Here is a 13,067-nt window from a genome sequence, read left to right as displayed (position 1 = left end):
ATATTTTTTTGTTTTTTGATTAGGATTTTTTTTCAAAAATAAATAATTAAAGTTTGAATTTAAAAAGAAAGAGAGAACCTAAGTTCTCTCTTTTATAAATTAAAATTATTTGGTAGTACAGACTCCGGCGTGTACAATTAACCAAAAAGTGCCATCACCACTATAAGTTAAATTGTAATTATCTAGCATTGTATTGTTTAATGTATGTTGATTTCCAAATTGACCTGGCGCCGCAGTTGTAGGAGGACTATCAGATAAGTAAACATGCGTTTCTGTAAATACAGTTCCCGGATTTGTTGCGTTGATTTCGATACCTATATTGGCACCCTGAATAGTAACCGTAACTGTTCCGGCCAAATATCCTTTAGTAATATCATTTTGTCCTGCTCCGGCATATAAATTATAAGTATAAATGCCATTTTGTGCATTGTCATAATAATTTGCCCAGCCCCATTTTTCTGAGATTTGTAAGGCATTAAAAGTATAGTTTCCGTACATATACGCTGTGTCGCAAGTTGTTACATCAGGAGGAGGCGTTGTGCAGGTTCTCAGGCAATAATTAAAATAAGTTGCCCAGTTTTTTCCGGGAAATTTAATATCTCCGGCCCAGCCAGTTTCAGTTTTTACAATAGTTCCGTTTACGACATTTTTCATGCTTGAATGTGCTGCAATGTAAAAACATTTGTTTGCATCGAGAGTTATACTGGAAATCGGGATTGTAAAAGTGTAGCTCTGAACTAAAGGGTTAAAAGTCTTTTTATACGGAAATTGTCCGGGAACAGGGTTTCCATTTTGGGTTGGAATATTGGCATAAGCACCAACAAATAAATGTAGTTCGCTAAAATACCAGTTGCTAAGTGCAGTATAGGTTACATAAAGATTGGTAGCATCATTTTCAACTAAAATTTTTCCCGAGTTTGTAAATTGCCCGGCCATAATGTTAATTGAAACAGGATCACATTCTGAATAAGTTCCTTTGGAGGTTAAACTGGAACTATTCGATTCTTTAGCTTCTGTTGGAGTCTCGGTACTTACAGGATCGTTAGCACAATTGACAGAAACAAAAGCTAAAACCAGCATTAAAATAATCTTTTTCATTTTAATAAGGAATTAAATTAGTAAAGAAACAATTCAATACCATCTGCGCAGATTTTTAACAGGCATATAAATTATCGATCACAAATTTTATCGCTTATTATTAACATTTCAAAATATAATCGTTTAATGTATTATTTAGGCGATTAAAGGTTTGTTTATTAGTGTATTAGATTACCAATATATGATTTAAAGTGTTTTGAATTGAGTATTTTTCATTTTTATTATTAATATTTTATTAAATAGATATTAAAAGCTGGTTATAAAAATGAATATGTAATTTTTGTGCTATTAAATGAATGAAAAGTGCTATTCTATTTCGATTCATGAAGGTAAATTTGAAATGAATCAAAAAAATAATATTATGAGCAATACCACAGAAAGACCTGAATTTAAGGCAAAATACAATAATTATATAAATGGAAAATTTACAGCTCCTCTTAAAGGAAAATATTTGGATGTCATTTCGGTAATTGACGGAAAAGCATTTACACAAGCCGCGCATTCGGGAAAAGAAGATTTAGAATTGGCCGTCGAAGCTGCTTATGAGGCACTTAGACCGTGGCAAAAAATGTCTGTCGCAGAAAGAAGTATATTATTAAATAAGATCGCTAAAAAAATAGAAGATAATATAGAATATATTAAAACCGTACAAACTCTTGACAACAGTAAATTGATTTATAAAAAAGCCGCGTCGGATATTGCTCTGGCAATTGATCATTTCAGGTATTTTGCAGGTTTAATTCGCACAGAAGAAATTTTAATTGCCCAGCTTGATTCTAAAATTGTTTCTATTGTATTATGTGAACCATTAAGTGTTGTTACAAGAGTGATTCCGTGGAATTTCCCGATTTTACTGGCTGTCTGGAAAATTGCTCCCGCATTGGCAGCAGGAAATACAATTGTTTTAAAAACCACCAAAAGACTACCTATTTCAATATTAGTTATAATTAAGTTAATCGGAGCCGTCCTTCCTCCGGGAGTTCTAAATATTGTAAACGGTCTGGATATCGAACTTACAGATTCATTAAAAGCAAATAAAACTGCATTTGGGAATTTATCTGCTGAAGAAAAATTTCCAGATATTTACTATCCGTCTGTGGCAGATCATGATGATGATTTTTTTGATAAAGCTATTGAAGGCGCTGTCTTATTTGCATTAAATCATATATTAATCAATCAGGATATTAATTAGAAAGGAGCAAAGGAGCAAAGGTTTTCTGTAGTTAGATCTGAAAAACCTTTGCAACTTTGAACCTCTGTCCCTTAAATAAGTAGCTCTAAACCTTAAAAAAGATTAATTGACATGCAACATCTGATATTGTTTTGGAGTAATTCCTTCATACTTTTTAAACAATCTTGTAAAATAATTAGCATCTTCAAAGCCAACTAAATAACAAACTTCATTAATTTGTAATTCAGGATTTCGGAGTAATTTTTTAGCATGTTTTATTTTTTCATTTAAAATATATTCAATCGGACTCATTCCCAGTTCTCGTTTGAAAAACCTGTAAAATGATACGTTACTCATACAGGCTTTTTCACTCAGACTTTTAAGATTAATATTTTCTTTTAAATTGAGTTTGATAAATTCAGTAATTTCAAAAATCAGGTTATTAGACTGGATAATCATTCCTTTGTCTAAAGCATGTAAGTTTTGAGTTTGTATAATCCGAATCAGTAATTCCTGCAAAGTCAGGTCGGCCAGGGCATCTTTTGTAATCGAGGGGCTCATACATTCCTTAAGAAGTTTATTCATCGTTGTCGCCAGATCAGCATTATTATAAAAGTAATAATTTTGATAATCTAAGTTCCAATATTCATTATGAAATTCTTTTGGATAATGTTCATTTAAAAAATTTAAAGTATCAGTTATTTTCGATTTATCAATTGCTAATGCCAGACATTGTGTTGGTTTTTTTCTGATGCTTCGGGAAAATCGATTTTCATTTCTACGTTTGAAGGAATTATAACGGTTTCTCCGGGCAGATAATCAAACGCGGGATCGTCAAAAAGATGCATTGTCTTTTTTCCTTTTAACATACTTGTTATAACAAAATCATTAAATTTTAGCGGCACCAAACTAGAAGATTGGTAAGTTTCAAAAATATTTAACTCACATTGATTTAGTGTGTAAACTGTTCTGTTTTCAACAAGTGTTTTTAATGATTTTTCATTCGACAAATTTGGAGGAGTGATGAGAAAAGGTTGCTTGCTCATTTAATTAAATTTTTAGGTGTATTTTTTAAATTTAATCAAATAAAACAAAATTGTAGGATTTAACTTTCTCTTAAATCAATTCTTCAACGTGCTTTTTAATGTTTTCAGAAATCTTTCTGGTTGGCAAATCATTTTCATCATCACCAAACGGATCTTCGATTTCTTCGGCAATAAGTTCTAAACTCGCCAAAACATAAAAAATAAAAACGACCACCGGTGCAACATAATATCCCAGACTAATTGAATATCCAAATGGCAAAGTCATCGTGTAAAAAAGATGAATTTTTTGATAAAAGCACTGTAAGAGTAGGGAATAGGTGTGTTTTTAATACGCTCGCAGGCTCCACAAATATCGGTGAAAGATTGTAATTCTTCGTTTAAAATAATCAATTGATCGCCGGTAATTTTTTTGTCATCATACAAATCATTGATTTTATGAAACATCATTCTTTTCAATTGATTCGGTTTGTGTTTATGATGATCAATTTCCAAATCTACATCTTCAAAAAGCTGCTTGCTCGTATCTACATCTTTAAGATGTTTGTGCAAAATATCGGCATACATTGGAATGAATTTCCTGAAAAATTTCCTGTCATTCTCGTCTTTTAGCATTGCCGAAAGTTTAATCGCAAGATTACGGCTGCTGTTTACCAGACCGCCCCATAATTTACGTCCTTCCCACCAGCGATCATAAGCCGTATTAGTACGAAATACAAGCAATAATGAAATGACAAAACCAAGCATTCCGTGCATAATAGGAATGTTGTGTATATAGTCATTTTTACCAAATTTAAAATATTCAACTTCCAGATAACCAACCGTTGCCGCGTATATTCCGATAGCAAGCATAATGGGCAATAACTTTCTAACAGTATCAGATTTATGAAAATGGAATATAAAAGTAAACCAGTCCTTGGTATTGTATGAGATCATTAAAGTTTGTTTTGAAACAAATTTACTTAAAAATTAATAGTTCCCGCCAATTCTTTTAATGCAATTTCGGATAATTTTGCTTCGTATTGCGCATTGCTGTAACGTACTTTTGCGTTTACATAATTAAGCTGTGCCGTCCTGAAATCAATCGTTGTTATTGTTCCAATTTTGAATTTATCCAAAGTAATATCCAAATTTTGTTTGGCAATCGCTTCGTTATCTTCTTCAAGATCGATTAATTCTAAATTGGTCAAATAGGTTTGAAAAGCCGTGCTTAATTGTGTGTTCAAAATCATATTTTGCTGCTCAATTGCGATTTGAGAATTCTCGATTTGCAATTTTGCGACTTTTTCATTTCGATGCTGATTAAAACCGTCGAATATGTTAAGCGTTGCATTAAAACCATAATTTAAACCTTTTGAAGATGCTGAACTTGTAAAACCCAAACTCGACTGGCTTTCAGAAAAATTATAACCAGAGGTTAAGTTTACAACAGGATAACGGTCTGCTTTTACTTGTTTAAGCTGCAATTCGGCAATACGTTTGTTGATTATTTGAGCTTCGAGAGCCGGATTTTGTTTTTGTGCCAAATCCATTAAATTAGCTAAAACCAAAGTACTGTCAACTGTAACCAGATCAGTAACTTTAAAGTCAATTTTTGGATCACGCGCCAAATATTGGTTCAATAAAATCTTGGCATTCGCATAAGATTCTTTTTGCCTCAACAAAGCAACCTGATCTGAATTTAAATCAACCTGAGCATTTAAAACCTCTAATTTTGAAGCTTTTCCAATACTGAAACGGTTTTGTGCCAATGTCAGTCTTTGTTTTGAAATTACAATAGTTGTGTCCAAAGCCGATAATTGCTGCTGCTGTAGAACCAAATCATAATAAGAAGAATTGACCTGGCCAATTTTTACCAAAATGGTTTGTTTTAACTGAGAATCACCAAGCTTTTGAAGCTCTTTTAACTGATCTAATTTTGCAAACATTTTCATACCGTCAAAAACCGTCCAGCCTAGTGTTACACCATAATTTAAACTGTTGTTTTTTGCATTATCCAAAGAGGTTGATGTACCATCCTGACGTGTTTGCGATGAGTTGGTAATGCTGTTATTATCAACAATTGAGGCAGTCGCAACGGGCAGCATTCCTGCATTTCCAATAGTTACGTTTGTCTCGCTTATCTGGGTGTTATTTTTTGCAATTTTAATTTCAAAGTTATTCTCCAAAGCTATTTTCATAGCATCTTCAATAGTCAGCGTTACTTGTGCATTTATTTTTATAATGCATAAGAAGAATAATAAACTGCTAAATAAAATTTTAATATTCATATTGGTTTTCTTTTGCTGTAAATTCATGAACCAAATCAGGAATTTACAGCCAATAAATTATTTGTTACTTTCTCTTTCGTATTCGTCAATATGGTCAAATTCCGGATAATGTTTTCTGGCTTTAGACCACATTAAATAGATTGCAGGAATAACAAAAAGCGTCAATGCTAATGAAAAAATTGTTCCTCCAACAATTACAACTCCCATTCCAATTCTACTTGTAGAAGCCGCTCCAAGTGACATTGCAATTGGCAAAGCTCCTAATGCGATAGCTAAACTGGTCATCAAAATTGGACGTAAACGCGCTTCTGAAGCTTCTAAAATAGCCTCAAGTTTTGGCTTGCCCTGTTCTCGCAACTGGTTGGCAAACTCTACGATCAAAATACCGTTTTTGGTTACCAAACCAATAAGCATTACGGTACCAATCTGGCTAAAAATATTCCATGTCTGGTTGAATAGCCATAGAGAAAATAATGCACCGGCAACAGCCATTGGAACAGTTAAAATAATAATTAACGGATCTATAAAACTCTCAAATTGAGCAGCCAGAATCAAAAATATTAATAATAAAGCCAACCCGAAGGCGAAAGAAGTATTGGAACTACTTTCGACAAAATCTCGCGATTCTCCACTTAAATCGGTTGTAAAACTCTGATCCAGAACTTTAGCTTTAATTCGATCCATTTCCTCAATACCATCGCTGATACTTTTTCCCGGTGCCAAACCTGCGGCAACAGTTGCAGACATATAACGGTTATTGTGGTATAATTGCGGTGGATTACTTTGCTCTTGTATTTTTACAACATTATCCATCTGAATCAACTGACCGGATTTGTTTCTCACAAACATCGAGGTTAAATCCAAAGGTTTCGAACGGTCTTTTTGATCAAACTGACCAATTACCTGATATTGTTTTCCGTTTTTAATGAAATAACCGAAACGCTGACCGCTTAAAGAAAGCTGTAAAGTCTGCGCAATATCCATAATTGATATACCTAAACTTTCGGCTTTTGCACGATCAATACTTACGTTTATTTCAGGCTTGTTGAATTTCAGATTTACATCGGTCGTAGAAAAAACATCACTTTTACCGACTTCTTCCATAAAAGCAGGAATTTTTTCTCTAAGTTTATCAAAAGTTGGTGCCTGAATAATATACTGAATCGGAAGTCCGCCACGTCTGTTTACAGAAATTGTAGGCTGTTGAATTACAGATGTTTTAGCGTCTGGATATTTTTTAGTCCATTTAGTTAATTTATCAGCGATATCTTTTTGAGATCTGGCTCTTTCATCTGGTTCTTTCAGCGAAAGCCTAATAAAACCTGAATTTGTTGCAGATCCTCCGGAACCTCCTGCGGTAATAACTAAACTAACTTTTTTCTCCGGAATAGAATCATCAACCAATTTTGACATTTCCTGCATAAAACGGTTGGTATATTCATAAGAAGAACCTTCTGGAGTGGTCATACGCATCGTTACAGAACTACGGTCATCATATGGAGCTGTTTCTTTTGGAAGAATGGTAAAGAACAGATAAATCAATCCAAAACAAACAATCAAAATAGGGAAACTGATCCACTTTTTATCCATAAAACGGCCAAGAGAATCTGCGTAACCGCTGTTTAATTTTTCAAAAAACGGTTCTGTTTTAATATAGAATTTCGATTTTTTCTGTTCGCCGCCTTTCATCAAATAGGCATTTAGCATTGGTGTTAAAGTTAGGGATACAAAGGCAGAAATTAATACCGCGGCACCAATTACGACACCAAATTCCCTAAAGAGTCGGCCAACGAAACCTTCTAAGAAAATTACAGGTAAAAATACCGCAGCAAGTGTAACCGAAATCGAAATTACAGCATAAAAAATCTCGTTTGATCCTTTTATTGCCGCTTCAATTGGCGACATTCCTTCTTCGACTTTCTTGAAGATATTTTCGGTTACCACAATTCCGTCATCCACCACCAAACCTGTAGCCAAAACAATTGCCAATAAAGTTAATACGTTGATAGAGAATCCGAAAAGCCACATGATAAAAAACGTAGCAATTAAGGAAACAGGAATATCAATTAAAGGTCTGAAAGCAATTGCCCAGTCTCTAAAGAATAAATAAATGATGATAATTACCAGAATGATTGAAATTCCCAATGTTTCGGCAACTTCAAGTACTGATTTCTTTACGAACAGTGTATTATCAAGTGCGATATTAAGTTTAATATCTTTTGGGAGATCCTTTTTTAAAGCTTCGTATTTTTTATAAAATTCAGATGAAATATCTAAATAATTAGCTCCCGGCATCGGCACGATGGCTAAACCAATCATTGGAAGTCCGGACGATGTTAAAGAAGTTTCAATATTTTCAGGGCCTAATTCGGCACCTCCAACATCGCTTAAGCGAACAATTTTATCACCATCGGTACGAATGATAATATTGTTGAATTCTTCCGGTTTAGAAAGATTTCCAATTGTTTTTACGGTAAGTTCTGTATTGTTTCCTGTTAGTTTTCCTGATGGCAGTTCTACGTTTTGTGCGTTTAAAGCATCGCGAACATCAGAAACAGTACAATTATAAGCATTTAATTTTATCGGATCGATCCACAAACGCATCGCATAACGTTTTTGTCCCCAGATTTGAACACCACTTACTCCTGGAATAGTTTCTAAACGCTGCGAAATAACATTTTCGGCATAATCACTTAATTCTAAAGGGCTTCGGCTGTCACTTTGAACTGTCATCGAAATAATAGATTCACTATCAGCATCAGCTTTAGAAACTACCGGAGGCGCATCAATATCCTGGGGTAAACTTCTAACGGCTTGCGAAACTTTGTCTCGAACATCGTTTGCAGCTTCTTCTAAATTTTTATCTAAATTAAATTCTATGGTAATATTACTGCTTCCCTGATTGCTTGACGAAGTAATATTTCTGATTCCATCAATAGCATTTATTGCTTTTTCAAGGGGTTCTGTAATTTGTGATTCAATAATGTCAGAATTGGCTCCGGTGTAGTTGGTTCTAACAGAAACCTGCGCCGGATCAATAGAAGGGAATTCCCGAACACCCAGAAAGGTATAACCAATGAAACCGAATAAAATAATCAAAAGATTCAGTACAATGGTTAAAACGGGCCTTCTTATACTTGTGGTTGATAAACTCATGTTTATATTTTAGATTTTAGATTTTGAATAAGGAAAATAGAGTATAGAGAATAGATTTAAGATTTAAACTTCATCATTATTAACTTATAACTCTTAACTCATAATTCAAAACTACTTTTTTACGTTAACTTTTATAGGAGCTTCATTTTTTAATGACATTACACCACTTGTAATCAAAGTGTCGCCTGCTTTTAATCCTGATAAGATTAAGATTGAAGCATCAGTTCTTGTTGTAGCGTCTACCATCACTTCTTTGGCCTTGCCCATATTTGCGATATAGACTTTTTTACCATCCTGTATTGGTATGATAGCCTCAGAAGGAACTACAATAGCATCTTTAATAATGCTTAAAGGCAGTTTTACATCGGCAAATGTTCCGGGAAAAAGTTTTCCTTCAACATTATCGGCAATCGAGCGTATTTTTAAAGTACGGGTTGCGACTTCAACTTCCGGCTCAATGGCGTAAATTTTTGCAGTATATATTTTATCAGATCCCGAAACAGTAAAATCAATTATAGAACCTGATTTTACTTGCGAAGCATATTTTTCGGGAATAGAAAATGTGATTTTTAATTTTCCGGTATTAACCAATTTTGCAACCAAAATAGTTGGTGTAATATAAGTTCCCGGTGAAATAGAGCGCAAACCAATTTTTCCTGAAAAAGGAGCTTTCACAGAAGTTTTGGCAATTTGTGCTTTAATTAATTGTGTTTGAGCTTTCATTGATGCGTAATCTGCATTGGCAACATCAAACTCTTCCTGGCTTATAGCTTCTTTTTGCAAAAGTAATTTTGCTCTTCTTTCGTTTTCAGCGGCTAAACCTTCTTTTGTCTGTGCCTGCTTTAACTGAGCTCTTAATTCAATATCGTTTACTTTAAAAAGAACCTGACCTTTATTTACATATGTACCTTCAGTAAAATAAATCCCCTCAACAATTCCCGAAACTTCACTATGAATTTCTACTTGTTCATTGGCTTCAATAGATCCTGATAATGATAAATTATTATCAAAAGTTGAAGTTTGAACAACAATTCCGGTTACAGTTGTAGGTTTGTCTTTATCGCCGAATTTTTTAGATTCATCATTTTTACTTTTGTTAGACATCACTCTATAAGTGATAAACCCTCCGAGTACTATAATAATAAGGGCGTAAATTAGGTTTTTCAGTTTCATAAACTTGAGGTAAAGATATTTTTTTGGTGTTTTTAGTAGCTCGCAAATTTAACTTTTTGTATTGAAATCAAAAGGCGTTAGCTTTTATTTAACAATAAATTTAAACAGCTGTTTAATAGATTATTTGGGCAAACTTTTGCCTTTAGACTGGTTTTTTGATAAAAGGTTTAAACTGAATTTGATTTTTTTCTGTTAAAGTTAACAATTTTTGGACAGTAAATATTTAAAATATTTATAATCAATTGATTAGGTTTTTTGAATGGTTTATAATAATTCTAAACAAATATTTTTTTCACATTTTGTATGATTTATTTTGCAGTTTATCGTTTTTATTTGTAACATTGATAAGCTTAAACAAAATGGTAGTTTTTTGTGAGAATATTAATGTTTTCGGCGGTTAAGTGTTAAATTATGTAAGTTTTTTATTTAAATTTAAGTTAAAAAACTGCTTTTTTAAAACTATTTAATTAACAAGTGTTTATTAATTGTTTGCTTTTTAGATAAAAAACTACCCATTTATGAGAAGAAAAATACTCGTTGGTTTATGGATTTCGTTATTGTTTTGTGCTATTTCATTTTTGTTTTGGCAAAATGAAATAAAGTATACTTTACCCACACCAATTCCTCAAAATTTCCACCAGATAGCAATAGGAAATAAAGTCGACTTAAAATGCTGTATCACTGATAACAGACCTGTTTTTATTCATTTTTTTAATCCAGATTGTCCATGTTCCCGATTTAATATTCCGCATGTAAGTGGATTGATTAAAAAGTACGGAGACCGGATTAATTTTAAAATTGTTGTACTGAATAAAAAAAGAATTTTACCATAGAAGAAATTCAGAAGAAGTTTGATGCCAAAATTCCCGTTTATTTTGACGAAAGCATTGCTAAAAATTGTGGTGTTTTCTCAACTCCGCAAGCCGTTATCGTTGATCCGTCGCATAATTTGTATTATCGAGGAAACTACAATAAAACAAGATATTGTACTAATGCCGACAGTAATTATGCACAAATGGCATTAGAATCATTATTAAAGCAAACCAAAACTCCATCATTTGATGCTTTAGCTCTAAGAGCTTACGGATGTTCATTACCAAAATGTTCTAAATAAATCTAACCTTAACCAAAATTACCAAAATTATGAAAACAAAAGCCAGTTTAAACGAACAGGATTATTTGCACAGTTTTATGTCAACAATGACGCAAAAGTCTGATACTATTATCAATTATGTTCTTGCAGCCTATTTCTTTCTGGGAATTGGCCTTTCCTTTAAATACGACACCTTTGAAATTGGAGTAGGAGTGGGTACATTAAATCTCCTTATGTATTATTCTGCAAAACTTTTACTTAAAAAATCAAATTTTTACCAGTATGTTTTATCCGTTGTACTGGCTATTTTTATGGCACAATACATTTACCAGATGCACGGTTTGTTTGAAATGCATTTTACAGTATTTATTGCCAGTACGATTCTTATTATTTATCAAAACTGGAAATTACAAATTCCGCTTACGCTTTTGGTTGTAATACATCACGCAGGTTTGGCTTATATGCAGAATTTTGTTTACCAGGATCCAAATGGTTTACAAATTTATTTTTCGCAGGTAAATTTTGATGTGGAAACTTTAATTATTCACGTGATATTGGCGGCCGTAGTATTTTTTATGAATGGTTATTGGGCTTATTATTTTAAAGAACACAGCCAGAATCATATTTCTAAAATATCTGACGAATACGAATTGGAAAACATCAAATTGGCTTCGGCAAAATACAGTTCACTTTCTGCAACTAAAGAATACAACGATTTTGTTCACAGAACTACTTTAGATTTAAAACTTCCTGTAAGCTCTGTATTAAAATTGATTGATGTTTCTAAAGGACATACTGACAATGACCAATTGCTGAGCTACTTGGAAATGATGAGAGACAGTGCCAAAAAAATTGATGATTTGGTGAATGATATTCACGTAAAATCAACCAATAGCAGAGGTTAAAATTGAGTAGTTTCAATACTTCGACGATTTCCAAATCAATTTTAACTTAATCTTATTTTATGTCCAAACACGATTTTGAATCGGCAAATACTATGCTGACAGACTTAAAAAACTCTTTTGATGTTTTCTTAAAAAATGATGTTTCGTCAAAAACAGAATTTAAAACTGATTTTGGTAAAGAAGTTACTAAAATTTTTGATGAAAACCAGAATAATCCAAATGCAAAAAAATTAGATTTTCAGTATAAAAAAATCATTCAGATAGCAAACGATATTCAGCATTTAAAATCTGTAAATGATGATACTTTGCCAGACTGGCTGGAAGATGAACTGGAATCTGTTTTTAAAAAAATCAAAGACTTATTAAAGATTTTAGAAGAAGAACTTAATTAAAATAAAACGTAAGAAATATCATTTATACGTAAAAACGTAAGACATATTAATTTTAAACACAAGATTTATGGATACCAGAATTACTCGCCCGACTCCATCTGATAGAGAAGTTGATTGGAATAAAACTAAAGTGTTACTAAGTAAAACAGATACAAAAGGAACCATTTTATATGCCAATGAAGCTTTTATCGACGTTTCTGGTTATGATGAATTTGAGCTGATCGGACAGCCGCACAACGTTATACGTCACCCGGATATGCCAAAAGTTATTTTTAAATTTTTATGGGATAGTATTAAATCAGGCAAAAATATTCATGCGATCATCAAAAACATGTCTAAAACAGGCAGATACTATTGGGTAATTACCGATTTTAAAATCATTGCCGATGAAGATGGAGAAATTGTTGGATATTTTGGAACCAGAAAATCGGTGCCTGAAACTATTATTGTAAAATTTATAGAACCTTTGTACAAAAAACTAATACATATTGAAGAAGTTAGCGGAATAGGGGCTTCTGAAGATTATTTGACAGGTTTTCTTGAAGAACGCAAAAAAACATACATGGAATATGTTGATCATCTGGTTGCAACAGGCAAAGACGACAAAAATAAAGTAAGTAAAGGTTTTTTTAATGGTTTTTTTGAAAAGAAAAATACAAAAAAATAACAGTAAATTATTTTGAAGATTAAAACATAACGGCGTACTTCATTGTATCGATAAAATTATTCAACTTCAAATTTGCTCCCCAACAAATTTAAATCAATC

The 13,067-nt window shown here is 32.7% G+C and carries 11 protein-coding genes and 2 pseudogenes; 6 read left to right on the top strand and 7 right to left on the bottom strand.

The features are described 5' to 3' along the window. Positions 1 to 105 precede the first annotated feature (105 nt). The gene (locus tag ACZZZT_RS15895; RefSeq protein WP_463461095.1) at positions 106 to 1,098 is read right to left on the bottom strand and encodes a hypothetical protein; all 993 of its coding nucleotides are present in this window, start codon (positions 1,096 to 1,098) and stop codon (positions 106 to 108) included. Positions 1,099 to 1,459: 361 nt separating this feature from the next. On the opposite strand from ACZZZT_RS15895, the gene ACZZZT_RS15890 reads away from it, so the two are divergent. After that, positions 1,460 to 2,290: an aldehyde dehydrogenase family protein gene (locus ACZZZT_RS15890; RefSeq protein ID WP_463461094.1), complete on the top strand. Its 831-nt coding sequence runs from the start codon at positions 1,460 to 1,462 to the stop codon at positions 2,288 to 2,290. 102 nt (positions 2,291 to 2,392) lie between these two features. Here the strand turns inward: ACZZZT_RS15890 and ACZZZT_RS15885 are convergent, their stop codons facing one another. The 6 genes and pseudogenes from ACZZZT_RS15885 to ACZZZT_RS15860 all read right to left on the bottom strand — a co-directional run bounded on the left by ACZZZT_RS15885 (position 2,393) and on the right by ACZZZT_RS15860 (position 9,911). Beyond that, a complete protein-coding gene (locus ACZZZT_RS15885) occupies positions 2,393 to 2,626 on the bottom strand; it encodes a helix-turn-helix transcriptional regulator (protein ID WP_463462446.1) in 234 nt (77 codons plus the stop codon). Between the two features lie 183 nt (positions 2,627 to 2,809). Beyond that, positions 2,810 to 3,315 (bottom strand): annotated as a pseudogene (locus ACZZZT_RS15880) (AraC family transcriptional regulator); the annotation flags it as partial. A gap of 70 nt (positions 3,316 to 3,385) precedes the next feature. Next, positions 3,386 to 4,248, bottom strand: a pseudogene (locus tag ACZZZT_RS15875) (bestrophin family protein). Between the two features lie 26 nt (positions 4,249 to 4,274). Next, complete coding sequence (locus ACZZZT_RS15870) at positions 4,275 to 5,582, bottom strand: TolC family protein (protein WP_463461093.1); 1,308 nt, start codon at positions 5,580 to 5,582, stop codon at positions 4,275 to 4,277. A gap of 57 nt (positions 5,583 to 5,639) precedes the next feature. Then, positions 5,640 to 8,738, bottom strand: coding sequence for an efflux RND transporter permease subunit (locus tag ACZZZT_RS15865; protein ID WP_073394137.1), 3,099 nt, complete (start codon positions 8,736 to 8,738; stop codon positions 5,640 to 5,642). Between the two features lie 111 nt (positions 8,739 to 8,849). Then, positions 8,850 to 9,911: an efflux RND transporter periplasmic adaptor subunit gene (locus ACZZZT_RS15860; protein WP_073394138.1), complete on the bottom strand. Its 1,062-nt coding sequence runs from the start codon at positions 9,909 to 9,911 to the stop codon at positions 8,850 to 8,852. A gap of 518 nt (positions 9,912 to 10,429) precedes the next feature. Here ACZZZT_RS15860 and ACZZZT_RS15855 point away from each other — a divergent pair. The 5 genes from ACZZZT_RS15855 to ACZZZT_RS15835 all read left to right on the top strand — a co-directional run bounded on the left by ACZZZT_RS15855 (position 10,430) and on the right by ACZZZT_RS15835 (position 12,968). Beyond that, positions 10,430 to 10,744: a hypothetical protein gene (locus tag ACZZZT_RS15855; protein ID WP_463461092.1), complete on the top strand. Its 315-nt coding sequence runs from the start codon at positions 10,430 to 10,432 to the stop codon at positions 10,742 to 10,744. Between the two features lie 116 nt (positions 10,745 to 10,860). Further along, on the top strand, positions 10,861 to 11,025 hold the full coding sequence (locus tag ACZZZT_RS15850) for a hypothetical protein (RefSeq protein ID WP_463461091.1): 165 nt from the start codon (positions 10,861 to 10,863) through the stop codon (positions 11,023 to 11,025). A 29-nt stretch (positions 11,026 to 11,054) separates the two neighbouring features. Next, on the top strand, positions 11,055 to 11,909 hold the full coding sequence (locus ACZZZT_RS15845; RefSeq protein ID WP_042567070.1) for a hypothetical protein: 855 nt from the start codon (positions 11,055 to 11,057) through the stop codon (positions 11,907 to 11,909). A gap of 59 nt (positions 11,910 to 11,968) precedes the next feature. After that, complete coding sequence (locus tag ACZZZT_RS15840; protein ID WP_463461090.1) at positions 11,969 to 12,301, top strand: hypothetical protein; 333 nt, start codon at positions 11,969 to 11,971, stop codon at positions 12,299 to 12,301. A gap of 67 nt (positions 12,302 to 12,368) precedes the next feature. Beyond that, the gene (locus ACZZZT_RS15835) at positions 12,369 to 12,968 is read left to right on the top strand and encodes a PAS domain-containing protein (RefSeq protein WP_302096054.1); all 600 of its coding nucleotides are present in this window, start codon (positions 12,369 to 12,371) and stop codon (positions 12,966 to 12,968) included. Positions 12,969 to 13,067: the final 99 nt, after the last annotated feature.

Source organism: Flavobacterium sp. AC274 (genome assembly GCF_979258275.1).
This window is presented reverse-complemented; position numbering and strand designations above follow the sequence as displayed.

Excerpts from the sequence above, each read along its gene's own strand:
- ACZZZT_RS15895 (WP_463461095.1), bottom strand. The coding sequence starts at position 1,098 with ATGAAAAAGATTATTTTAATGCTGGTTTTAGCTTTTGTTTCTGTCAAT.
- ACZZZT_RS15890 (WP_463461094.1), top strand. The coding sequence starts at position 1,460 with ATGAGCAATACCACAGAAAGACCTGAATTTAAGGCAAAATACAATAAT.
- ACZZZT_RS15885 (WP_463462446.1), bottom strand. The coding sequence starts at position 2,626 with ATGAGTAACGTATCATTTTACAGGTTTTTCAAACGAGAACTGGGAATG.
- ACZZZT_RS15870 (WP_463461093.1), bottom strand. The coding sequence starts at position 5,582 with ATGAATATTAAAATTTTATTTAGCAGTTTATTATTCTTCTTATGCATT.
- ACZZZT_RS15865 (WP_073394137.1), bottom strand. The coding sequence starts at position 8,738 with ATGAGTTTATCAACCACAAGTATAAGAAGGCCCGTTTTAACCATTGTA.
- ACZZZT_RS15860 (WP_073394138.1), bottom strand. The coding sequence starts at position 9,911 with ATGAAACTGAAAAACCTAATTTACGCCCTTATTATTATAGTACTCGGA.
- ACZZZT_RS15855 (WP_463461092.1), top strand. The coding sequence starts at position 10,430 with ATGAGAAGAAAAATACTCGTTGGTTTATGGATTTCGTTATTGTTTTGT.
- ACZZZT_RS15845 (WP_042567070.1), top strand. The coding sequence starts at position 11,055 with ATGAAAACAAAAGCCAGTTTAAACGAACAGGATTATTTGCACAGTTTT.
- ACZZZT_RS15840 (WP_463461090.1), top strand. The coding sequence starts at position 11,969 with ATGTCCAAACACGATTTTGAATCGGCAAATACTATGCTGACAGACTTA.
- ACZZZT_RS15835 (WP_302096054.1), top strand. The coding sequence starts at position 12,369 with ATGGATACCAGAATTACTCGCCCGACTCCATCTGATAGAGAAGTTGAT.